A 22607-nucleotide genomic window follows, 5' to 3' on the forward strand; every position below is an offset into this window, starting at 1 on the left:
GAGCCCCGCATATGTCATTCCTGGAATACGCTCCGGCCCCGGAGTCGAAGGCGGTCCTGAATCTCAAGGACAGCTACGGCCTGTTCATCGACGGCGAGTTCGTCGACGGCTCGGGTGCGAGCTTCGCGACGATCTCGCCGGCCGACGAGAGCCACATCGCCGAGATCGCCTCGGCGAACGATCAGGACATCGACCGAGCGGTCGCCGCCGCGCGTCGTGCCTACGAGAAGACCTGGTCGAAGATGAGCGGCCGGGATCGGGGCAAGTACCTGTTCCGCATCGCACGCCTCGTGCAGGAGCGGGCCCGTGAGCTCGCCGTCGCCGAGAGCCTCGACAACGGCAAGCCCATCAAGGAGAGCCGCGACGTCGACGTGCCGCTCGTGGCGTCCTGGTTCTTCTACTACGCGGGGTGGGCCGACAAGCTCGACTACGCCGGCCTCGGCGCGCACCCGCGGGCGCTCGGCGTCGCCGGACAGATCATCCCCTGGAACTTCCCGCTGCTGATGCTCGCGTGGAAGCTCGCCCCCGCTCTGGCAGCCGGCAACACGGTCGTGCTCAAGCCCGCGGAGACCACGCCGCTGACGGCGCTGATCTTCGCCGAGATCCTGCAGCAGGCCGATCTTCCGGCCGGAGTCGTCAACATCGTGACAGGCGCCGGTGCCACCGGCGCCACCCTCGTGCGCCACCCCGATGTCGACAAGGTCGCGTTCACCGGTTCGACCGGTGTCGGACGCGACATCGCTCGCGCCGTCGCAGGAACCGACAAGAAGGTCACCCTCGAGCTGGGCGGCAAGGCAGCGAACATCGTGTTCGATGACGCGCCGATCGATCAGGCGATCGAAGGCATCGTCAACGGCATCTTCTTCAACGAGGGCCACGTCTGCTGCGCAGGCAGCCGACTGCTCGTGCAGGAGTCGATCCACGACGAGGTCATCGACCGACTGAAGAACCGTCTGTCGACCCTGCGCCTCGGCGACCCGCTCGACAAGAACACCGACATCGGTGCGATCAACTCCGCGGCGCAGCTCGCCCGCATCCGCGAGCTCAGCGACATCGGCGAGGCCGAGGGCGCGGAGCGCTGGACCGCCGATTGCGCGATCCCCGACAAGGGCTTCTGGTTCGCTCCGACGATCTTCACCGGCGTCGAGGCGTCGCACCGGATCGCGCGCGACGAGGTGTTCGGTCCGGTGCTCTCGGTGCTGACGTTCCGCACTCCGGCCGAGGCGATCGCGAAGGCGAACAACACCCCGTACGGGCTGTCGGCAGGTATCTGGTCGGACAAGGGATCCCGTATCCTCGCCGTGGCCGACCGCCTTCGGGCGGGCGTCATCTGGGCGAACACCTTCAACCGATTCGACCCGTCGAGCCCGTTCGGCGGATACAAGGAGTCCGGATACGGCCGCGAAGGCGGACGCCAGGGTCTCACCGCATACCTGAAGGGGGCATCCGCATGAGCAAGCGATTGACCGTTCCGAAGACGTACAAGCTCGCCATCGGCGGGGCGTTCCCTCGCAGCGAGTCGGGCCGCACCTACGAGGTGCTCTCGGCCAAGGGGGACTTCCTCGCGAATGCCGCCCAGGGCTCTCGCAAGGACGCGCGGGATGCCGTCGTGGCAGCCCGCGCCGCCGTGAAGGGCTGGTCGGGGGCGACCGCGTACAACCGCGGGCAGGTGCTCTACCGCGTCGCCGAGGTGCTCGAAGGCCGCCGCGCGCAGTTCATCGACGAGATCGCCGCGCAGGAGGGTGTCTCGTCATCCGCTGCCGCCGCGCAGGTCGATGAGGCGATCGACCTCTGGGTCTGGTACGCCGGATGGTGCGATAAGTACTCGCAGGTCGCGGGCAACGCCAACCCCGTGTCCGGGCCGTACTTCAACATCTCGGTGCCCGAGCCCACAGGTGTGGTCGCGATCGTCGCGCCTCAGGACTCCGCACTTCTCGGCCTCGTATCGGTCGTCGCTCCCGCACTGGTGGCAGGCAACACGGTCGTCGTGATAGCGAGCGAGCGGTTCCCGCTCTCGGCGATCAGCCTCGCCGAGGTGCTCGCCACGAGCGACGTGCCGGGTGGCGTCGTCAACGTGCTCACGGGGTCGCCCGCCGAGATGGCGCCGTGGCTCGCCTCGCACCAGGACGTCAACGCCCTCGATCTCGCGGGTGCCGGCGACCTCGAGTGGATCGACATGCAGATCGCCGCGGCCGAGACGCTCAAGCGAGTGCTGGCACCCGGCGCGGTCACCGCCTCGCCCGAGCGCATCGGAGCCTTCACCGAGATCAAGACGGTGTGGCACACCAAGAGCATGGTCTGACGTACGTCGGCAGCAAGAGGCCCGTCATCTGCGACAGCAGGCGGCGGGCCTCGATGCATGAGGGCGATGCGGACTCGTGATGCGCGACCCCGCGCCAATGCGTCCCGGTGTCGGATGCAGCGGTTAGGCTCAGTAGACGATCTCAGGATCCCCCTAGGAGGACGCGCATGGCCCGTATCGGCGAAAGCGCTGACCTGTTCAAGTGCTCATTCTGTGGAAAGAGCCAGAAGCAGGTGCAGCAGCTCATCGCAGGACCCGGTGTGTACATCTGCGACGAGTGCGTCGAGCTGTGCAACGAGATCATCGAGGAGCGGATGGCGGAGTCCTCCGCCGACGGCACGGCGGACTTCGAACTGCCCAAGCCGCGTGAGATCTTCTCCTTCCTCGAGGAGTACGTCGTCGGGCAGGAGCCCGCCAAGAAGGCTCTGGCCGTCGCGGTGTACAACCACTACAAGCGCATCCGCGCGCACGGCACGCTCCAGACGGCCGAGCAGAAGGCCGAGAGCGTCGAGATCGCGAAGAGCAACATCCTGCTCATCGGCCCCACGGGCTGCGGCAAGACCTATCTGGCGCAGACGCTCGCGAAGCGACTGAACGTGCCCTTCGCCGTCGCAGACGCCACAGCGCTCACCGAAGCGGGGTATGTCGGCGAAGACGTCGAGAACATCCTGCTCAAGCTCATCCAGGCCGCCGACTACGACGTCAAGCGCGCAGAGCAGGGCATCATCTACATCGACGAGGTCGACAAGATCGCCCGCAAGGCCGAGAACCCGTCGATCACGCGTGACGTCTCGGGCGAGGGCGTGCAGCAGGCTCTCCTGAAGATCATCGAGGGCACCGTCGCCTCGGTGCCTCCTCAGGGCGGGCGCAAGCACCCCCACCAGGAGTTCCTGCAGATCGACACGTCGAACGTGCTGTTCATCGTCGCCGGCGCGTTCGCCGGCCTCGAGGACATCGTGTCGGCTCGCGTCGGCAAGCACGGCATCGGCTTCGGCGCCCCGCTGCACGACAAGGGCAAGGATCTCGACCTCTTCAGCGAGGTGCTCCCGGAAGACCTGCACAAGTTCGGCCTGATCCCCGAGTTCATCGGTCGTCTTCCTGTCGTGACCTCGGTCTCACCGCTCGATCAGAGTGCGCTCATCGACATCCTCACGGGGCCGCGCAATGCGCTCGTGAAGCAGTACCAGCGCATGTTCGAACTCGACGGCGTTCAGCTGGAGTTCGAAGCAGAGGCACTGCGTTCGATCGCCGACCTCGCCGTCGAGCGCAAGACCGGCGCTCGCGGACTCCGTGCGATCCTCGAAGACGTGCTCGGTCCGATCATGTTCGAGATCCCCTCTGCTGACGACGTCGCGAAGGTCATCGTCACTCAGGCGGCCGTCGACGAGGGCGCTCCGCCGACGATCGTGATGGAGCGCAAGCGCAAGAGCGCGTGAGTCCAGCTCCCTCGCCCTGGCGAGTGGTCGACAGTGAGCTGATTCATGCCGATCGATGGATCCGCGTCCGCGCAGACGACTGCCGCGACGCGAACGAGCGATCCATCGCCCCGTATTACGTGCTCGAGTACGGGGACTGGATCTCGGTGCTCGCGCTGGATCGCGAGGGCAGCGCCATCGTCGTCGAAGAGTATCGACACGGAGCCGGGATCGTCGCGGTCGGCACGATCGGCGGCGGGGTGGAGGGCGGCGAATCACCGGAAGCCGCTGCGATCAGAGAGCTGCGCGAGGAGACCGGATACGAGGCCGATGAGCTGATCGGCCTCGGGGCCACCTGGGCGAACTACGGCAATCACACCAATCGCGTGCATCACTTCCTCGCCCGCGGCTGCGTGCGCGTCGCCGAGCAGTCCCTCGATGAGAGCGAGGCGATCGCAGTGCAGGTTACGTCTCTCGACGGTCTCGGAACGCATCTCGCGCAGAGCTACCACCAGCTCACGTGGTACAAGGCGATGGAGCACCTCGGCCGCTGACCTCAGGCGGCGGCACGCGGCCTGATCAGGCCTCGAGTCCGCGGCGCTTCAGGAGCGGCGCGATCTCCGCATCCCGGCCGCGGAAGTCGCGGTAGGCGTCGAGGGGGTCCTTCGAACCGCCCACGCCGAGGAGACGGGAGCGGAACCGGTCGCCGTTCTCACGTGTGAGCCCGCCGTTCTCGCGGAACCAGTCGACGGTGTCGGCGTCGAGCACCTCGCTCCAGATGTAGGAGTAGTAGCCGGCGCTGTATCCGCCCGAGAAGACGTGCGCGAAGTAGGTCGACGAGTAGCGGGTCGGGACGACGGGGTCGTCGAGTCCGATATCGGCGAGGGCGGCAGCCTCGAACTCGGCCACGTCGTCGACGGCGGTCTTCGTGTCGAGGCGATGCCATGCCTGATCGAGCCATGCCGCGGCGAGGTACTCGCTCGTCGCGTGACCCTGGTCGAACGTCTCGGTGGCGCGAAGGCGCTCGACGATCGCGGGGTCGAGCGGTTCGCCGGTCTCGTAGTGACGCGCGTAGTTGTCGAGCACCTCGGGCCAGAGGATCCACATCTCGTTGACCTGGCTCGGGAACTCCACGAAGTCGCGGAACACGTTCGTGCCGGCGAAATGCGGGTAGGTGACGACCGCGAAGAGGCCGTGCAGCGCGTGCCCGAACTCGTGGAACAGCGTCGTGACCTCGTCGAGCGTCAGCAGGGTCGGCTCGCCCTCACCCGGAAGCGGCACATTGAGGTTGTTGACCACGACGGGCAGGGTTCCGCGGAGGCGGGACTGGCTGACGATGGGATTCATCCACGCGCCGCCGCGCTTGGAGTCGCGGGTGTAGAGATCGAGCACATACAGGCCGACCGCGCTGCCGTCGGCATCGCTCACCTCGAACACGCGCGCACCCGGGTGGTAAGCATGGAGATCGTGCCGCTCCGCGAAAGTCACTCCGTAGAGCTGCGTGGCAGCGAAGAACACGCCGTCCTGCAGCACTCGTTCGGCCTCGAACCACGGGCGCAGTGCGCTCGTGTCGATCGCATAGCGAGCAGTGCGCACCTTCTCGGTGTAGAACGCCCAGTCGTGCGACTCGACAGCGAACGGTGCGGCCTCGGTCTCATCGATGATCGCCTGCAGGGTTTCGCGCTCTGCACGGGCGTTGCGCGCAGACGGGGCGGCGAGCTCGCGCAGCATCCGCTCTACGGCAGCAGGGGTGCCGGCCGTCTCGTCAGCGGTGACGTAGGCGGCATGCGAGGCGTAGCCGAGCAGTGCGGCGCGCTCGGCGCGCAGGCGCACGATCTCTGCGAGCACCGGCCGGTTGTCGTTCGCGTTGGGCCTGGACGCCCGCGACCGCGAGGCTGCCATGATGCGGCGGCGCGACTCCCGGTCGCGAAGTTGAGCGAGATACGGATGCCCGGTGAACAGAGGGAGAGAGATGACGAACCGCCCGTCGAGGCCGCGATCGGCCGCCGCCCGAGCCGCGGCGGAGAGCTCGCCACTGCTGAGGCCGGCGAGTTCATCGGAGGAATCGAACACCACGGCCAGATCATTCGTGTCGTTGAGCAGGTTGCGCTCGAAGGTGTTGCTCAGCGTCGACAGCTGCTGGTTCAGCGCGGTGAGTCGGCTCTTCGCGTCGTCGTCGAGGGCGGCACCCGCGTGGGTCATCTCTCGATGATGCCGCTCGACGAGGTACCGCTGCTCGTCGTCGAGTTCGAGATCGTCGAGACGTGCGTGCACCTGCTGCACGCGCCAGTACAGCGCCCCGTCGAGAGTGACGGCATCCTGATGCGCCGCCATGAGGGGAGCGAGCTGCTCGTCGATCGCCTGGATTTCGGGCGTCGCATCGGCCGATGTCACGGTGTAGAAGGTGTGCGCGACGCGGTCGAGCAACTCTCCCGAGCGCTCCAGTGCCTCGATCGTGTTCTCGAAAGTGGGCATGGAGCGCACCATCGTGATCCGCGAGATCTCCTGAAGGTGCTCGTCGAACGCGGCCTGGAACGCGGGCAGATAGTGCTCGGGGGTGATCGCCGCGAAGTCGGGGAGGCCGTAGGGGAGCGTGGACGGCTGCAGCAGCGGGTTCGAGACGTCGTTCATCCTCTGAGCCTAGCCATGACCCGCTGCAGTGCCTCGACGACGAGGCGCACGGACTGTCGCCTCAGGTTCTCCGGCCTGGCGAGGGCATCGATCATCCGGTGTGTGCTGACTCCCCGCAGCGGAAGCCGGACGATGTCACGGTCATCCACGGTGCGGGACGTATAGCGCGGCAGCATCCCCAGCACACCGCCCGCCGCGACGACGGCCGCGACCGCACCGTAGTCGTTGATCCGGTGGCGGATCTCGACAGGGCGTCCGGCCACGGCCGAGACGGCGCGCAGCACGTCATCGGGCGAGTATCCGATGCGACTCGTGACCCAGGGGCTGTCGACGACGTCGAACGATGTCACCTGTCCGCGTGAGGCGAGAGGGTGAGACGACGCGACGGCGACGTCGAGTGGTTCTCGAACGAGCGCCAGGCTTCGCATCCCGTCGGTCGGCCAGGGCGGAGAATGCTCCATGCGGTGCGCGAGTACGAGGTCGTACCTCGAGGTCAGGGCGGGGAACTCGCTCTGTGCCACGTCCTCGTCGGTGAGCTTCACGGTCGGCGGCGTGGGGGAGTCGTCGAGCTCACGGATCAGCGACCCGAAGAGCGCCTGTCCGACGCTGTGGAATCCGCTGATCGTGACCACACCGGTGCTGTCGTTCTCGAAGTCGTCCAGCGCGCTGCGTGCCGCAGCCATCGCGTCGATAGCCTCTGCCCCCGCTGCTGCGAGCGCCTGCCCGGCCGCGGTCAGGGCGAGGCGGCGACCGTCTTTGCGGGTGAGCGGTGTGCGGAAGCTCCGCTGCAGGGCTGCGAGATGCTGGGAGACGGCCGACGGGGTGACGCTGAGCGTCTCGGCGACGGCGGTGACGCTGCCCAGAGCGCCGAGCTCTCTCAGGATCTGCAGCTGATGGAGTTCCATCTGTTCAGATTAGCTTTCGCTACATAGTTGATGCAGCGAATGGCGATTGCTCTACATGGTCGAGTGCGATGAGATCGACATATGAAGGCACTGTTCAAAGCCGAACGCGCAGCGGGGCTCGAGCTCATGGATCGTCCGGATCCCACAGCGGCGGCCGACGAGGTCGTGATCCGAGTGCTGCGTACGGGCATCTGCGGCACCGATCTGCACATCCACCGCTGGGACGACTGGGCCGCGTCCGCCATCGACGCCCCGCTCATCCCCGGCCACGAGTTCTACGGCGAGGTCGTCGAGGTCGGGCCCCTGGTGCACGACATCGCTGTCGGGGATCGGGTGTCGGGCGAGGGGCACATCGTCTGCGGCACGTGCCGCAACTGCCGGGCGGGACGCCGACAGATGTGCATCCGCACGATCGGCCTCGGGCTGCAGCGCGACGGAGCGTTCGCCGAGTTCCTGGCACTGCCGGCGGCGAACGTCTGGGTGCATCACGCCGACGTCGCGCCGGAACTGGGTGCGATCTTCGATCCGCTCGGCAACGCCGTGCACACGGCGCTCACGTTTCCGCTCGTCGGTGAGGATGTGCTCGTGACCGGGTGCGGCCCGATCGGTCTCATGGCGATCGCCGTCGCTCGGCATGCCGGGGCCCGGTTCATCGCGGCGACGGATGTGAGCGCGCCGCGCCTCGAGATGGCACGTCTCATGGGAGCCGACGAGGTCGTCGACGTCTCAGTCCGAGAGATCCGCGATGCCCAGCAGGCGCTCGGTCTGCGCGAGGGATTCGACATCGGCTTCGAGATGAGCGGCGCCGCGTCGGCTCTCCCGGCGATGATCGACAACATGAACCACGGCGGGCGGATCGCGATGCTCGGGCTGCCCAGCACCGGATTCGAGATCGACTGGGGCAAGCTCGTCACGCACATGCTGACGATCAAGGGCATCTACGGACGTGAGATGTTCGAGACCTGGAACGCGATGGGTGCGATGCTGCAGACGAGCGCGACCCTGCGCGACTCGATCGGACGGGTGATCGCGGATGTGATCCCCGCCAGGGATTGGGAACAGGGCTTCGCGGCGGCCGAGTCCGCCGGCACGGGAAAGATCATCCTCGATTGGACGGAGCTGTGATGTACGGGACATTCCAGAAGCATGTGGCTGACGAGCTCGCGGGGATCGAGGCTGCGGGGCTCACGAAGCACGAGCGCGGCATCCGCGGACCGCAGAGCGCCGAGATCACCGCCGACGGCGCAGAGGTGCTCAACTTCTGCGCGAACAACTACCTCGGCCTCGCCGACGACCCGCGGATCCTGGGTGCTGCGACTGCGGCGCTGCAGGAATGGGGCTACGGACTCGCCAGCGTCCGCTTCATCTGCGGCACGCAGGAGCAGCACCTGGAGCTGGAGCGACGACTCGCCGGGTTCCTCGGCACCGACGACTCGATCCTGTACTCGTCGTGCTTCGACGCGAACGGGGGAGTGTTCGAGACGCTCTTCAGTGCGGACGACGCGATCATCTCCGACGAGCTCAATCACGCGTCGATCATCGACGGCATCCGCCTCTCGAAGGCTCGTCGGTTCCGCTACCGCAACCGGGATATGGCGGATCTCGAGATGCAGCTGCAGGCGGCATCCGATGCGCGCTTCCGGGTGATCGTCACCGACGGCGTGTTCTCGATGGACGGCTACATCGCGCCGCTCGCGGAGATCTGCGACCTCGCGGAGCGCTACGACGCGCTCGTCTTCGTGGACGATTCTCACGCAGTGGGCTTCGTCGGCGAGAACGGGCGCGGCACTCCGGAACTCTGCGGCGTCGCCGACCGTGTCGACATCTACACCGGGACCTTCGGCAAGGCACTCGGAGGAGCATCCGGCGGATACGTCGCCTCGCACGCCGACATCGTCGCGCTGCTGCGCCAGCGTTCGCGCCCTTATCTCTTCTCGAACACGCTCGCCCCCGCGATCGTGGCCGGCACCCTCACCGCACTCGACCTCGTCGAGGGGTCGGCCGACCTCCGTGCGCGCCTGCGGGACAACGCCGCGCTGTTCCGTGAGCGGATGACGGCGGAGGGTTTCGACCTGCTGCCGGGGGAGCACCCGATCGTCCCCGTCATGTTCGGCGATGCCGGCCTCACTGCGCGCATCGCGACCGAGATGCAGGCGCAGGGGATCTACGTCACGGCGTTCAGCTTCCCGGTCGTCCCCCGAGGGCTGGCGCGGATCCGCGTGCAGCTGTCGGCCGCGCACACGGCTGAGCAGATCGAGCGGTGCGTGGCGGCCTTCGTCACCGCGCGGGCCGCCGTGGACTGAGGTCGTCTCTTCGCAAAGCCTCCTTTGCAAAACTTTGCTTGCAAAGAACTCTTTGTAAGAGTATCGTCGCAGGCATGGAAGAAGAACAGCAGTTGCGGCGGCTCGATCCGGGGGCGCTCAAGGCCCTCGCTCACCCGCTGCGCGTGAGGATCTTCGATCTGCTCAGCGCTCATGGGCCGCAGACGGCGAGTTCGCTCGCCTCGATGCTGGGGGAGACCTCAGGGTCGACGAGCTACCACCTGCGCACGCTTTCAGCGCATGATCTGATCCACGAGGTCGAGGGGCGCGGCACGGCTCGAGAGCGCTGGTGGGAGCTCCCGCAGGGGCGCATCGACATCCCCGGTCCGAGCCAGAGCATGTCGCCTGCCAACCGCGCCGCGGCGCAGATCGTCTCGTCCGAGTTCTTCCGCCTGCGTCACGAGACCCTGATGGCCTACGTGAATCGTCCGGACACGGAGGTGCCCGAGGGGTGGAAGGATGCGGGCCTGATCGCCACGACACTGCTCGAGATGACTCCCGCGCAGATGGAGGATCTCAAAGGCGAGCTGATGGCGGTCATCGACGCAGCGGTGGAGCGCTACCGCGGACAGACCGGGCCGGACGTGCGTCGCGTGTCGATGCGCACCGAGCTTTTCGACATCCCAGCATCGGGGCCGGTGCTCCCCGACGCCACCGACGACAGTGCGGAGGAATCATGACCAGCGCGACCATCCGTCTCATCGCTCCGACCCAGGTCGAGCAGAGGCTTCTCCGTGTCGCCGACCTGCTGAGAGCCTTGGTCGAGCATCGTATCGAGCGACGCGCTCGCACACGGACGCTCGCGCTCGATCTGCTGCGCGAGCAGCAGGCCAGGCGCCAGGATCCTCACGCGGTCGACCATATGCTCGCGCAACTAGGTCTCTCGAGGCGCTGACCGTATCGGGCGCGACGAAGCCCCCTGCCGCTGAGGCGGACAGGGGGCTTCGTCGTCGACGACCGTTCAGTCCTCGAAGGGGCGGGCGATCACGTCGCCGGACGCGGTCTGCACGACCTCCCAACCCGCATCGAGTTCAGCGATCGCGCGACCCTCGAGCCACGTGAGCGTCCAGTGTCCCGAGAGGCCTCGCGACTCGACCTCGGCGATCGCCGGCCGGTACGAAGCAGGAACGGATGCCGGCGGCTCGGAACCGGTGGCCCACCGCGTGCCCAGCTGCATCAGGCGCCCTCGACCGGCGCGAGCTCGATCGCCGTGACCGCGAACTCGTCACCCACGGCGAGTTCCAGCTCCGCGATGCGCCCGACCGCCGAGAGGTCGGCGGCGGCGGCGCGCAGCGCCTCGTACTTGTCTGCAGGGGCCGTGATCATTGCGCTCGCGACCGGGGTCTTCTGCGACGCCTTCGCCTCGGTCTTCGCGCGACGGATGCTGATCAGAGCCTCGCTCGCCACGGTCAGCACCGCGGGGTCGCCCTCGATGCCGAGCGGCGCCGGCCAGGATGCCGTATGCACGGAGCCCTCCTCGAACCACGACCACACCTCTTCGGTCGCGAACGAGAGGATCGGGGCGAGCAGACGCAGCAGGGTCGACAGGGCCAGGCGCAGCGCGAGTGCGGCCGAAGCCTGTCCGACATCGTTCTGGTTGTAGGCACGCTCCTTGACGAGCTCGAGGTAGTCGTCGCAGAAGGTCCAGAAGAAGGCCTCGGTCACCTCGAGCGCCTTGGCCTGGTCGTAGTTCTCGAACGCCTTCGTCGCCTCGACGATCACGGAGTCGAGAGCGGTCAGCATCGATGCGTCGAGTGCATGGGTGACCTGCGCGCCCTCGGGCACCGGGAACGACAGCACGAACTTCGCAGCGTTGAGCACCTTGATCGCCAGACGGCGACCGATCTTGACCTGCGTCGGGTTCTGCGGGTCGAAGGCGGCATCCATGCCCAGACGGCTCGAGGCGGCCCAGTAGCGCACCGCATCCGATCCGTGGGTCTCGAGGATGTCTGCCGGTGTCACCACGTTGCCCTTGGACTTCGACATCTTCTTGCGGTCGGGGTCGACGATGAAGCCCGAGATCGCGGCGTTGCGCCACGGCGAGCGCGCGTCTTCGAGGGTCGAGCGCAGCATGGTCGAGAAGAGCCAGGTGCGGATGATGTCCTGACCCTGCGGGCGCAGGTCGAACGGGGCAGTGAGCTGCCACAGCTGCTCGTCGCGCTGCCATCCTCCGGCGAGCTGCGGAGTGAGAGACGAGGTCGCCCAGGTGTCGAGGATGTCGGCCTCGGCCTCGAATCCGCCGGCCACGCCGCGCTGATCCTCGGTGTAGCCCGCGGGGACGTCGGTCGTCGGGTCGATGGGAAGGCTCGCGTGGTCGGGAGCGATCACGCGGTCGTAGTCGCGCTCGCCGTTCTCGTCGAGCCCGTACCAGAGCGGGATCGGCACGCCGAAGAAGCGCTGGCGCGACACGAGCCAGTCGCCGGTCAGGCCGCCGACCCAGTTCTCGTATCGCACACGCATGAAGTCGGGGTGCCACGCCACCTGGGTGCCGCGCTCGAGCAGCTCGTCGCGCAGCTTCGCGTCGCGCGCGCCGTTGCGGATGTACCACTGACGGGTCGAGACGATCTCGAGCGGGCGGTCGCCCTTCTCGAAGAACTTCACCGCGTGGTTGAACGGCTTGCCGACGGCTGTCATGTCGCCGGTCTCCTGCAGCTTCTCGACGATCGCCTTGCGAGCCGAGAACACCGTCTTGCCGGCGAGCTCCGCCTCGTACCAGTCGATGGCCTCGGTGTCGGCCACGATCGACGGGGCGGTGGGGAGGAAACGACCGTCGAGACCGATGGTCGTCATGTTCGGGAGGTGGTCGCCCGCGGCCGTGCGCAGCTCACGCCACCAGATGATGTCGGTCACGTCACCGAAGGTGCAGACCATCGCGGCGCCGGTGCCCTTGTCGGGCTGTGCGAGGTGGTGACCGTGGATCTCGATCTCGGCGCCGAAGAAGGGCGTGCGCACCTTCGTGCCGATCAGGTGCTTGTGCGGGCCCTCCGGGTGGGTCACGATCGCGATGCACGCCGGCAGCAGCTCGGGGCGGGTGGTCTCGATCGTGATCGAGCCGGATCCGTCGGCGAACGGGAAATCGATGGTGTGGTAGGCGGCCTGCTGGTCGCGATCCTCGAGCTCGGCTTGCGCGATCGCCGAGCGGAAGTCGATGTCCCACAGGGTCGGTGCGAGCGACTGGTAGGCCTCGCCGCGCTCGAGGTTGCGCAGGAACGCGAGCTGGCTCTGGCGGATCGTGTCGTCCGAGATCGTGCGGTACGTCTGGGTCCAGTCGACCGAGAGGCCGAGCTGGCGGAACAGCGCCTCGAACTGCTTCTCGTCTTCGATCGTCAGACGCTCGCACAGCTCGATGAAGTTGCGTCGACTGATCGGCACCTGGTCGGCCGCACGGCTGGACTTGTTGTCGCCGCCCTCGAACGGCGGCGTGAAGTCATCCTGGTAGGGAAGGGAGGGGTCGCAGCGCACGCCGTAGTAGTTCTGCACCCGACGCTCGGTGGGAAGGCCGTTGTCGTCCCAGCCCATCGGGTAGAACACGTTCTTGCCGCGCATGCGCTCGAAACGCGCCTTGACGTCGGTGTGCGTGTACGAGAACACGTGGCCGATGTGCAGGCTGCCGGATGCAGTGGGCGGGGGAGTGTCGATCGAGTAGACGCCGTCGCGGCCCGACTCCGCGGCACGAATGCGGTCGAACAGGTAGGTGCCCTGCTCGGACCACGACTCACCCCACTTCGCTTCGAGACCTTCGAGTACGGGCTTGTCGGGAATCACGGACATGGAGGTCTCCTCGAGCGATGTATGCGGCACTGTGTGAGCGTGCCTGAGTGTGGGTTGTGCCCCACAGTCTAATCGCCCCGAACCGGAGGGGAGTCCCTCACTCGCCCCAGACGGCCTCGATGATCGCGGCTGCCTGGTCGTTCGTCACCTGGATGTCGCCATAGGTGCTCGACGCGATCTCCAGGTCGGGCGAGATGCTCCCCACCAACGCCTCGAGGTCGATCGATTCGCCATCACTTCCGTTGACGCCGAGGTCGATCTCGTCGCTGGGCACGTCGTTGTGCTCGAGGACGATCCTCAGGATGCCCGCCAGATCATCGGCGGAGGCGTCTTCGTGGTCGAGGTCGACGCCCACGCTCAGATAGAAGGTGAACCCGGAGATCGTCTTCGCAGCGTAGGCATCGGTGACGCCGATCTCTGAATCCATCAGCGCTGCCGGAATCGTCTCGGCGAAGTCCCCGTCGGAGGTCTCCTTCAGAAGCGGGCCGCACCCGCTCAGTGCGAGCATCATCGCCGCGAGCGTGAGTGCGACGGCTCCCCGAGTGGCTCGCGCGCGGCCGGTGATGCTCATATCAGCGTTCCACTCCTTGGTATACCTGGTGATCGACCACTGTGCCGCCGAGACCGGCGAGGTCCCAAGGATCTGTTCCGCCGTTGGCATCGCGATAGGCGGCTTCCCACTCTGCCACGGACGTCGCATACTTCGGGTTGTTGTGTGCTCCGAACCCGTGCGCCCCATCCGGGTCCGGGAGCGTGATCTGGTGGATGTTCGGCGGGAGCACGGTCACCGGGGTGTTCGGGATGTCGAACGGGGACTGGCCCGGCAGCCCGGGAACGCCGACGAGGGTCCCATCCAGCATCGGCACGACGTCTGTCGCGTGCTGGAACGCGTAGACCGGCACGTTCGGCGGCACGTGGAAGTTGTCGACGGGGGAGCCATTGGTCACGACCCCGATCGGGTTGTACGGGAAGGACGAGTCCGCGGCGAGGTTCGCCGCCATGATGCCGCCCTGGCTGAAGCCGGTCAGCACGACGTCGGATCCCGCGGGGATCCCCGCCTGCTGCATCGCATCCAGCACCGCGCGCTCGTACTGAGTGCGGAAGAGCGGGTTGTCGAGCATCAGCGCGAGGTTGTTGTCTCGGTCGTTCATCGCGCCGCTCGAGGGGCCGAACTCCCAGGCCTGTGTCGACGGGAGCGACACGACCCAGTGCGTCGAGCCGTCGGGACCGACGACCTCTTTGATGTCGATCGCCGTGGAGCTCTCCCCGCCCATCGCGTCGGTCGTGCCGTTCACCGACACGAGATCCGACAGCGAGTCGAGCGAGGTGACCTCATGAGCGTCGTTCCATGCGGCCAGTTGATCCTCGTTCAACGTCGACGTATCGATCTCGCGGACCCGCGCGTCATCGGTCAAGAAGTCGTGAAGGACGTTGCCGAACACCAGTCCGAGCGGCCCGCCGGTGAGTCCGCCGACGAGCGGCAGCATGTCGGCGAGGACATCGCGGAGGGTGGCCAGCGCGTCGCCGACGAGCGGCACGAGCTTGTAGAGAAGCTGCGCAAGAGACACGACGGCGCCGGTGAGACTCTTGACCAGCGCGCCGGCGGTGGTGACGAACTCGGCTGCGGACTCGGCGAACCGCTGGATGTCCTCGAGCTTCTGCAGGGGATTGAGGCTGAAGCGGAACAGGTCGTCGGCGAAGCGGCTCAGGCGACCGAGGAAGTCGCAGATCAGCACTCGTGTCGACTCGATGATCTGGCTGACCAGGCGCACCGCGCTCGCCGTGGCTCCTGTCCACTGGGCGGCATCCTCAGCGACGGACAGCAGGTCACCGTACCGGGCCCGCAGCGCGCGGACCGTGCGGCCGTCGAGCTCGGCCAGCCGGGGCTCGGCATCGCGGAGCGTCTCGACCACTCGGCGGAGCGAGCTCTCTGCGCCCTCCCAGCGCGAGGCGAACCCCCCGACGGTGCCGGGGTCGCCGAGGAGATCGTCGAACCACTCCCGCAGTGGAGCGATGTACTGCATGAGCATGCCGGCGATGCCGGGGATGCTCGCGCAGTCGGCCTGCGAGGCGCTGTACCCGGGTGCTCCCGCCGCCCACGAACCGGAGCGCACCTGGCTGCTCATGCTTGCGACGGCGCTCACAGCTCTCCCTCGATGGCGCGGAACGAGGTGACGGCGCCGTCTTCGATCGCGCCGAAGGCGTCGACGATCCCCTTGAGGCCGGTCGCCGTCGCGTCGGCGAGAGTCGTCGCTGCAGTGAGCGTCGACTCGGAGGCATCCGCGAGCGCGTCGACTGCGGGCCCGAGCAAGGGGCCGCACATCGCGCCGAACGCGGACTGTCCCACACCTCCGGCGGCTGTCGTCGCGGCGGTGCCGAGCAGCTCGGCCGCTGCGGTGAGCGCCCGCACGTGCGCGCGGAGCTCGTCTTCGTCGATCACGATCTGCTGATTGGATGCGGTCATGATGATCGGTTCCCCCCGATGATCTGGTGTCTGTCCTGGGTCAGCTGCCGCCGAGGACACGCTGACCGGCGAGGTCGGCGTCTGAGTACTGGGTCGCGAGCTCGCCGAGCAGATCGGAGACGGCCATGACGAGCCCGGTGCGCTCACGCATATTGCCGTCGAATCGCTCCTGGGCGGAGTCGAACGCCGATTGCGCGTCGCCCGACCACGAGCGACGCAGAATCATCGCGTGCGCGGTGAGCTCCTCCAGGGCGGCGTCGATGTTGCGTGACGCGACGCTGATGGCCTTTGCCGCTTTCGCCACCTGCGCCGGGTTGACCTCGATGACGCTCATCAGCGGTACTCGATCGTGCTGCCGCCGACCTGCGGGAACGCGGCATCGACATCGTGGCGCACCGCGGCGACGAGAGGGGAGTCGGCCCCGAGGGCCTGCTCCATCGAGATGAGCACCCTTTCCGCCGCGACCCGCTGCGCCTGCGCGATCGTGTCGGTGATCGTGGCCCCGAGGGATGCGAGGTCGGCGGCGCCGACGGACTGCAGTCTCACCGACTGGATGGCCCCGGTGGGCCGTGCGGTGATGGTCACGCGGCCGTCCGCCGATGTGACGGTCGCGGTGGTCTGCGAGGCCTCCGTCTCGAGTCGTGCCGACTCAGCGGCCAGGTCCTGCGCGTGGTCGATCTGGGCATCGATCTTCGCGTTGAGCGCGGCGATCGTGTCCGAAAGTTCCTCAGATGACACTGGTTCCCCCTCCTCCGGTGCCTTCGCAGTATATGAGGGAGCGATGACGGGATGAAGGCCCCGCGACGCCCGAGCCGCCGAGGAGGATCTAGAATTGGATCGAGTCCAAGAACTGATGCATCCGCGTCATCTCCCGCATTCCCTCCCGAGGAACAGCATGCCTATCTCCTTCCTGCGCCGCGCGATCCCGCTCGGTGCGACAGTCGCCGTGAGCGCACTCCTGCTCAGCTCGTGCGCTGCGCCCTCCTCCGATTCCGACGGCGGTGAGCTCGTCTGGTCGATCGAGGGCGCGAACCTCTCGGCGGGGCACATGGACCCGCAGGTGAGTCAGCTCGACGTCTCAGGCATGGTGCAGCGCGCGGTGCTCGACTCTCTGGTCTTCCAGGAGGATGACGGCTCGTTCACTCCCTGGCTGGCGAAGGAATGGACGGTGTCCGACGACAGCACCGAGTACACCTTCGTCCTGCGCGACGACGTCACCTTCACCGATGGTGAGCCGTTCGACGCCGAGGCGGTCAAGGCGAACTTCGATCGCATCGTCGACCCTGCGACCGAGTCCGCGCAGGCGGCCAGCATGATGGGGGCCGACTTCTACGAGGGCACCGAGGTCATCGACGAGCACACGGTGAAGGTGAGCTTCACCCAGCCGTACGCACCGTTCCTGCAGGCCACGAGCACGCCGCAGCTCGGCTTCTACTCGCCGGCCGCTCTCGAGGAGTCCGCCGACCAGCTCAAGGCGGGCGGCCCGGGGATCACGGTCGGAACAGGGCCGTTCGAACTGACCGAGTACACACCCGATCAGGAGATCGTCTACACGAGAAACGACGACTACGCCTGGGGGCCGCACGGAGAAGACGCTCCGAAGGTCGAGACGCTGCGCGTCGAGATCCAGCCCGAGGCGTCCGTGCGCACGGGCGTCATCGAGAGCGGTGAGGCCGATCTCGCGAGCAACATCCCGCCGAACCTCGCGGGTGACCTCGGCGACGGCATCACCGTCGATTCGATCGAGTACCCGGGCTTGCCCTACTCGCTGTACCTCAACGAGAAGTACGGCGTCTTCGCCGACGAGAAGGTGCGCCAGGCGTTCGCACTGGGCATCGATGTGGACGCGGCCGTCGAGGAGATCTTCTTCGGGCAGTTCCCCCGCGCCTGGAGCGTGCTCGGGTCGACGACCCCTGGATACGACGCCTCTCTCGAAGGCGTCCGGCCGTTCGACGCGGACGCGGCGAGCGCACTCCTCGACGAGGCCGGGTGGACGGAGCGCGACTCCGACGGGATCCGCATGAAGGACGGCGAGCGCCTCTCCGCTCGGTGGATCGCGTGGACCCCGGTTCCCGACGACCGTGCCGCTCTCGCGAACGCCATCCAGTCGGATCTCAAGAGCATCGGCTTCGAGGTCGTCCGCGAGACGCTCGAGCCCGGCGCCTACAACGAGCAGTACGAGCCGAAGACCTTCGACCTCACCGACTGGGGATTCTCGGGTGTCGACCCCGACTTCCTCCGTGCGCACCTGCACACCGAGGGGTTCCAGAACGCCTCGCAGGTCGCCGACCCCGAGATCGATGCTCTGCTCGAGCAGGCGGTCGCCTCGAACGATCAGGATCAGCGCAACGAGATCTACACCCAGCTGCAGGAGTGGAACGCCGACTACACCGCGATCGTCCCGCTCTACAGCCCGTCGGCGATCACGGCTGTCGGAGAGCGCGTCGACGGGCTCACGTACGACCTCTACGGTCGTCCGCTGTTCTACGACGTGAGCGTGGGCTGAGGCCCGAATCATCGAGCGCCCCTCGCTCGCGCACTGCGATATCTTCGTGAGCGCGCGCCGTGAGCCGAGGGGCGCTCAGGATCCGTCGAGAGGTCGTCAACGGTGAAGGCAGCGCTCACTCGGGTGGCCGGACTCGCGGCATCCGTCGTCATCGTCCTGTGGGGCGCTGCGACGCTGGTGTTCCTCGCGTTCCGGGTGATCCCGGGCGATCCGGTCTCCGTCATGCTCGGACCGCAGGCGCAGGTGAGCGACGAGGTCAAAGACGGCATCCGCGCGGAACTGGGGCTCGATCGTCCTCCGCTCGAGCAGTACGTCACGTTCATCGGACAGCTCGCACGCGGAGACCTCGGCGAGTCGTATCAACTGCGGATGCCGGTGTCCGAGGTCATCGGCCGACAGTTGGGTTCCACGCTGCAGCTCGCAGCGCTGGCGCTGCTCATAGCCGTGGTGCTCGCCCTGGCCGTCGCCCTGCTCGTGCGAGGGCGTGCCGGGCGCACCGTCGCCGCGGCTGTCGAACTCGTCATCCTCTCTTCGCCCGTCTTCTGGATCGGTCTGATCCTGCTCAGCGTGTTCGCGTTCGGGCTCGGCTGGTTCCCTGTGTCGGGTGCCCGCAACCCGGCGACGATCGTGCTGCCGGCGATCTCGCTCGCCCTGCCGGTGGCCGCTCTGCTCAGCCAGGTGCTGCGAGACGGCCTCGCGCAGGCCGAGCGGATGCCGTTCGCCGAGACCGTGCGTGCGCGGGGTGCGAGTGCATCCTGGTTCACGCTGCGGCACGGCCTCAGGCACGGTGCGGCCAATGCGGTGACGCTCGCCGCGTACCTGACCGGGTCCGTGCTCGGAGGAGCCGTCCTCGTCGAGACGGTCTTCGCGCGGGCAGGTCTCGGACGAGTGACCCTCGCCGCCATCACCAATCGTGATCTGCCGGTCATCACCGGCATCGTCCTGCTCAGTGCCCTCGTCTTCGTCGTCGTGAATGTCGTCGTCGAGCTGCTGCATCCGCTCATCGATCCTCGTCTGCGCATCGACCGAGGGGGCGTCCGATGAGGCGGGCGCAGGTCGTGCTGCTGTGGTGCGCCACAGCGGTGCTTCTCGTGCTCGCCTTCGCCGCGGTGTTCCCCGGGGTGCTCGCCACGCACGACCCCCTGCAGACGGACGTGCGGGCTTCCCTGCTGCCTCCGAGCGCAGACCACCTCTTCGGCACCGACCAGAGCGGACGCGATGTCTTCTCTCGGGTGGTCTACGGAACCGGGCGCTCGATCGGGATCGGAGTGCTCGCCACCGGCGTCGCCCTCGCGGCCGGACTCATCGTCGGATCTCTGGCCGGGCTCGCGCCCCGGGGCGTCGACGCCGCGATCATGCGGGTGAACGACGTGCTGATGGCGTTCCCCGAGTTCCTGGTCGCGCTCGTGGTGGTGGCGGTGCTGGGGCCGGGTCCCGTGAACATCGCGATCGCCGTCACCCTCGCGGCCGTACCCGTCTACATCCGCCTCGCCCGCGTGCAGACGCGCGCGCTGCGCGGCGCAGAGCATGTCGAGGCCGCCCGCATCCTCGGGGTGCGCCCGGTGCCCGCCTTCGTGAGGCACGTCGTGCCGGCCGTGCTCGGTTCGCTCAGCGTCCTGGCGACGATCGGCATCGGATCGAGCATCCTCGCAGCGGCCGGACTCAGCTTCCTCGGTCTCGGACCGTCGGAGCCGACACCCGAGTGGGGACTGATGCTCGCCGGCGGACGCAACGTGCTCGGTCAGGCGTGGTGGATCGCCGTCTTCCCCGGCATCGCCATCACGATCACCGTCATGTCGGCCACCATCGTCGGTCGCGTGCTGCGAGCCAGGGCAGAGGGGCTGACACCGTGACCGCCGCGCTGGAACTCGAGGGGCTGCGCATCGACTTCGGCGGGACGCCCGTGGTCGACGGTGTGTCGCTGTCGGTGGCACGAGGCGAATGCGTGGCGATCGTCGGAGAGTCCGGAGCAGGCAAGACCCTGACGGCGAGGGCTCTGCTGGGGCTCGCTCCGCAGGGAGCGCGCGTCACCGTCGATCGACTCGTCGTCGATGGGACGGACGCCGTCCGCCTCGGTGAGCGCGGATGGCGGGCGCTCCGCGGTGCCCGCGTCGGACTCGTGTCGCAGGACGCACTGGTGTCTCTCGACCCGCTGCAACGGGTGGGGTCGGAGATCGCCGAGCCGCTCCGGCTGCACGGGCTCGCGTCCGGGCGGGCCGCGCTGCGCGAACGGGTGCAGGACCTGCTGCACCGGGTCTGGATGCCGGACGCGGCTCGGCGAGCCCGCCAGTATCCGCATCAGCTCTCCGGAGGGCTCAGGCAGAGGGCGCTGATCGCCTCGGCCATCGCAGCAGACCCCGCAGTCCTCGTCGCCGATGAGCCCACCACCGCGCTCGATGCCACTGTGCAGGCGCGGATCCTCAGGCTCCTGCGAGACATCGCCGACGCGGGCACCGCCATCGTGTTCATCAGCCACGACTTCGCGGCCGTGCGCAGGATCGCGGACCGGGTGCTGGTGATGCGCAACGGCATCGTGGTCGAGTCCGGGACCGTCGATGAGGTTCTCGAGAAGCCCCAGCATGAGTACACCCGGCAGCTCATCGCCGCCACGATCCACGAGCCGCGCGCAGAGCGTGAAGGGGCGGCCGAGCCGGTGCTCGTGGCCGCCGGCGTGACGAAGGCGTTCGGCGACCTCATCGCAGTGCAGGATGCGTCATTCGCCGTGGCCGCTGGACGCACGCTCGGCATCGTCGGGGAGTCGGGATCCGGCAAGACGACCCTCGCCCGAATGATCGTGGGCGTCGAGGATGCGGATGACGGTGACCTGCGGTGGATCGGACATCATCGGGTGCAGCTCGTGCACCAGAACCCTCTCGGCGCCTTCGATCCGCGGTGGACGATCGGGAGATCACTGAGAGAGGCGCTCGCCGCCGGGGGTGTACCTCGTCAGCAGCGAGCGGCACGAGTCTCGGAGCTTCTCGCCGAGGTCGATCTCGATCCGGTGCTCGCGAGCCGCAGGCCCATCGCACTCTCCGGCGGGCAGCGTCAGCGCGCGGCGATCGCGCGGGCGCTCGCCGCCGAACCCGAGGTGCTGGTTCTCGACGAGCCGGTGTCGGCTCTCGACCCTTCGGTGCGCGAGAAGGTGCTGCAGCTCCTGCTGCGCCTCCAGCGCGAACGAGAGCTGACGATGATCTTCGTGTCGCACGACCTCGATGTCGTCGGTGCTGTAGCCGACGAGGTGCTCGTGATGCAGGACGGCGTGATCGTCGAGCAGGGAGCGGTGAGCGACGTGTTCGCCGCGCCGCAGCATCCGTTCACCCGGGAGCTGCTCGAAGCGAACCGTCCCGTCAGTCCATGACCTGGATGCCGATCCCCGCGGCGAGCAGCGGCGCGAGCTGCTGCACCTGGAACTCGGTGAGAGTCGTGCCCCGAAGGCTGTTCGCATCGAGGAACGCCGAGGCGTCGAGCCCACGGAGGTCGACGTGCGCAGCGCGCATCGCTCTGGTGTCGACCTCGTCTGACCGAGTGCCGGTGAAGCGGACGCGCGTGAGCTCGGCCTGGGGCATGTCGAGGGTGCGGATGCCGCAGTCACGGATCTCGACGTCGGTGGCCTTCGCTGCCCCGAGGTTGAGGTAGTCGATCCGCACGTCGCTGAGCAGCAGCTCGTCGATGCGAGCGCTGCTCAGATCGAGCGTGCCGATGCGGCCGCCGCTGATGTGCACACGGCGGATGCTCGCATCCCGCATCTTGAGCGACGCGATCCGGACGCCGGAGAGGTCGACGTCGATGAGCGTCGCACCGGTCAGGTCGACCGTGTCCGCATCGGCGGCGACCGTGCACTGCTCGAGCGAGGCATAGGCGAGGTCGACCGTGCCGTCGAGCTCGAGGCACGCTGCGATCAGATCGGCGCTGCGGCGCGCTGCAGCATGTGCGAATTCCCGGGGAAGGTCGGGCGGCGAGACGCGGGGAGCCACGGGGGATGCGGAGGAGCGGGCCATGCTTCGAGGGTAGGGGGTGGGTGTGACAGTCGCCGGCGTCGTGTTGTTCGCTCACGGATGTCGCGGGCGCTCACCCTCTGCCGCGCGTACAATGGAGACACGAGCATCGATCCGGACATCACCGGGGAGCTCTCGGAAGAACACCTCGGCAGGCTCAGTGCAAGCGGGGGTAAGTAGAACCGAGCGGGGCAGGCCCGTCACAGCCGCAGTGAGAGTGGCTCCGCCGAGAGGCGCGGCACGCGAGGTGGTACCGCGGTCCCCGGGATGAGATTCCGGACGGATCGTCCTCGCAGC

Annotated in this window: 22 protein-coding genes; 12 read left to right on the top strand and 10 right to left on the bottom strand. The window is 67.7% G+C overall.

Features of this window, described 5'->3' with window-relative positions; genetic code table 11:
* The first annotated feature begins 11 nt into the window (after positions 1 to 11).
* The 4 genes from ACLKOY_RS00680 to ACLKOY_RS00695 all read left to right on the top strand — a co-directional run bounded on the left by ACLKOY_RS00680 (position 12) and on the right by ACLKOY_RS00695 (position 4271).
* Positions 12 to 1454 carry an aldehyde dehydrogenase family protein gene (locus ACLKOY_RS00680; protein WP_436452006.1) on the top strand — a complete coding sequence of 481 codons (1443 nt, stop codon included), beginning with the start codon at positions 12 to 14 and terminating at the stop codon, positions 1452 to 1454.
* Positions 1451 to 2302: an aldehyde dehydrogenase family protein gene (locus tag ACLKOY_RS00685; RefSeq protein WP_436452007.1), complete on the top strand. Its 852-nt coding sequence runs from the start codon at positions 1451 to 1453 to the stop codon at positions 2300 to 2302. Before ACLKOY_RS00680 ends, ACLKOY_RS00685 begins: the two co-directional genes overlap by 4 nt.
* A gap of 167 nt (positions 2303 to 2469) precedes the next feature.
* Positions 2470 to 3738 (top strand): ATP-dependent Clp protease ATP-binding subunit ClpX, encoded by a 1269-nt coding sequence (gene clpX / locus ACLKOY_RS00690; protein ID WP_363569910.1) that lies wholly within the window; start codon positions 2470 to 2472, stop codon positions 3736 to 3738.
* The gene (locus ACLKOY_RS00695) at positions 3735 to 4271 is read left to right on the top strand and encodes an NUDIX hydrolase (RefSeq protein ID WP_436452008.1); all 537 of its coding nucleotides are present in this window, start codon (positions 3735 to 3737) and stop codon (positions 4269 to 4271) included. The genes clpX and ACLKOY_RS00695 overlap by 4 nt, the downstream gene beginning before the upstream one ends.
* Before the next feature lie 25 nt (positions 4272 to 4296).
* Here ACLKOY_RS00695 and ACLKOY_RS00700 read toward each other — a convergent pair whose 3' ends face one another.
* Positions 4297 to 6348, bottom strand: coding sequence for a M3 family metallopeptidase (locus tag ACLKOY_RS00700; protein ID WP_436452009.1), 2052 nt, complete (start codon positions 6346 to 6348; stop codon positions 4297 to 4299).
* Positions 6345 to 7253: a LysR family transcriptional regulator gene (locus tag ACLKOY_RS00705; RefSeq protein WP_436452010.1), complete on the bottom strand. Its 909-nt coding sequence runs from the start codon at positions 7251 to 7253 to the stop codon at positions 6345 to 6347. The genes ACLKOY_RS00700 and ACLKOY_RS00705 overlap by 4 nt, the downstream gene beginning before the upstream one ends.
* 81 nt (positions 7254 to 7334) lie before the next feature.
* Between ACLKOY_RS00705 and tdh the strand changes: the two genes are divergently transcribed.
* The 4 genes from tdh to ACLKOY_RS00725 all read left to right on the top strand — a co-directional run bounded on the left by tdh (position 7335) and on the right by ACLKOY_RS00725 (position 10469).
* Positions 7335 to 8378 carry an L-threonine 3-dehydrogenase gene (gene tdh, locus ACLKOY_RS00710; RefSeq protein ID WP_436452011.1) on the top strand — a complete coding sequence of 348 codons (1044 nt, stop codon included), beginning with the start codon at positions 7335 to 7337 and terminating at the stop codon, positions 8376 to 8378.
* The gene (locus ACLKOY_RS00715) at positions 8378 to 9556 is read left to right on the top strand and encodes a glycine C-acetyltransferase (RefSeq protein ID WP_436452012.1); all 1179 of its coding nucleotides are present in this window, start codon (positions 8378 to 8380) and stop codon (positions 9554 to 9556) included. The genes tdh and ACLKOY_RS00715 overlap by 1 nt, the downstream gene beginning before the upstream one ends.
* A gap of 74 nt (positions 9557 to 9630) precedes the next feature.
* Complete coding sequence (locus tag ACLKOY_RS00720) at positions 9631 to 10254, top strand: ArsR/SmtB family transcription factor (RefSeq protein WP_436452013.1); 624 nt, start codon at positions 9631 to 9633, stop codon at positions 10252 to 10254.
* The gene (locus tag ACLKOY_RS00725; RefSeq protein WP_436452014.1) at positions 10251 to 10469 is read left to right on the top strand and encodes a hypothetical protein; all 219 of its coding nucleotides are present in this window, start codon (positions 10251 to 10253) and stop codon (positions 10467 to 10469) included. The genes ACLKOY_RS00720 and ACLKOY_RS00725 overlap by 4 nt, the downstream gene beginning before the upstream one ends.
* A gap of 66 nt (positions 10470 to 10535) precedes the next feature.
* On the opposite strand, the gene ACLKOY_RS00730 is transcribed toward ACLKOY_RS00725, so the two are convergent.
* From ACLKOY_RS00730 to ACLKOY_RS00760, 7 genes are all read right to left on the bottom strand, one after another.
* A complete protein-coding gene (locus ACLKOY_RS00730) occupies positions 10536 to 10751 on the bottom strand; it encodes a hypothetical protein (protein ID WP_436452015.1) in 216 nt (71 codons plus the stop codon).
* The gene (valS, locus tag ACLKOY_RS00735) at positions 10751 to 13345 is read right to left on the bottom strand and encodes a valine--tRNA ligase (RefSeq protein ID WP_436452016.1); all 2595 of its coding nucleotides are present in this window, start codon (positions 13343 to 13345) and stop codon (positions 10751 to 10753) included. Before valS ends, ACLKOY_RS00730 begins: the two co-directional genes overlap by 1 nt.
* 97 nt (positions 13346 to 13442) lie before the next feature.
* Positions 13443 to 13916 (bottom strand): hypothetical protein, encoded by a 474-nt coding sequence (locus tag ACLKOY_RS00740; RefSeq protein WP_436452017.1) that lies wholly within the window; start codon positions 13914 to 13916, stop codon positions 13443 to 13445.
* A gap of 1 nt (position 13917) precedes the next feature.
* Entirely contained in the window at positions 13918 to 15489 is a 1572-nt protein-coding gene (locus ACLKOY_RS00745; RefSeq protein WP_436452018.1) for a hypothetical protein, read from the bottom strand.
* On the bottom strand, positions 15486 to 15809 hold the full coding sequence (locus tag ACLKOY_RS00750; protein WP_436452019.1) for a hypothetical protein: 324 nt from the start codon (positions 15807 to 15809) through the stop codon (positions 15486 to 15488). The genes ACLKOY_RS00745 and ACLKOY_RS00750 overlap by 4 nt, the downstream gene beginning before the upstream one ends.
* Positions 15810 to 15849: 40 nt before the next feature.
* The gene (locus ACLKOY_RS00755) at positions 15850 to 16143 is read right to left on the bottom strand and encodes a WXG100 family type VII secretion target (RefSeq protein WP_436452020.1); all 294 of its coding nucleotides are present in this window, start codon (positions 16141 to 16143) and stop codon (positions 15850 to 15852) included.
* Positions 16143 to 16547, bottom strand: coding sequence for a YbaB/EbfC family nucleoid-associated protein (locus tag ACLKOY_RS00760; RefSeq protein WP_436452021.1), 405 nt, complete (start codon positions 16545 to 16547; stop codon positions 16143 to 16145). Before ACLKOY_RS00760 ends, ACLKOY_RS00755 begins: the two co-directional genes overlap by 1 nt.
* A 157-nt stretch (positions 16548 to 16704) precedes the next feature.
* Between ACLKOY_RS00760 and ACLKOY_RS00765 the strand changes: the two genes are divergently transcribed.
* The 4 genes from ACLKOY_RS00765 (at position 16705) to ACLKOY_RS00780 (ending at position 21673) form a co-directional block, all read left to right on the top strand.
* A complete protein-coding gene (locus tag ACLKOY_RS00765; RefSeq protein ID WP_436452022.1) occupies positions 16705 to 18315 on the top strand; it encodes an ABC transporter substrate-binding protein in 1611 nt (536 codons plus the stop codon).
* 102 nt (positions 18316 to 18417) lie between these two features.
* On the top strand, positions 18418 to 19359 hold the full coding sequence (locus ACLKOY_RS00770) for an ABC transporter permease (RefSeq protein ID WP_436452023.1): 942 nt from the start codon (positions 18418 to 18420) through the stop codon (positions 19357 to 19359).
* Positions 19356 to 20168, top strand: a complete 813-nt coding sequence (locus tag ACLKOY_RS00775; RefSeq protein ID WP_436452024.1) for an ABC transporter permease — start codon at positions 19356 to 19358, stop codon at positions 20166 to 20168. The genes ACLKOY_RS00770 and ACLKOY_RS00775 overlap by 4 nt, the downstream gene beginning before the upstream one ends.
* On the top strand, positions 20165 to 21673 hold the full coding sequence (locus ACLKOY_RS00780) for an ATP-binding cassette domain-containing protein (protein ID WP_436452026.1): 1509 nt from the start codon (positions 20165 to 20167) through the stop codon (positions 21671 to 21673). Before ACLKOY_RS00775 ends, ACLKOY_RS00780 begins: the two co-directional genes overlap by 4 nt.
* Here the strand turns inward: ACLKOY_RS00780 and ACLKOY_RS00785 are convergent.
* The gene (locus tag ACLKOY_RS00785) at positions 21663 to 22313 is read right to left on the bottom strand and encodes a pentapeptide repeat-containing protein (protein ID WP_436452027.1); all 651 of its coding nucleotides are present in this window, start codon (positions 22311 to 22313) and stop codon (positions 21663 to 21665) included. The two genes, ACLKOY_RS00780 and ACLKOY_RS00785, sit on opposite strands and share 11 nt — an antisense overlap.
* Positions 22314 to 22607 lie beyond the last annotated feature (294 nt).

The organism is Microbacterium sp. K2 (assembly GCF_051365005.1).
GTDB classification, from domain to species: Bacteria; Actinomycetota; Actinomycetes; order Actinomycetales; family Microbacteriaceae; genus Microbacterium; species Microbacterium foliorum_B.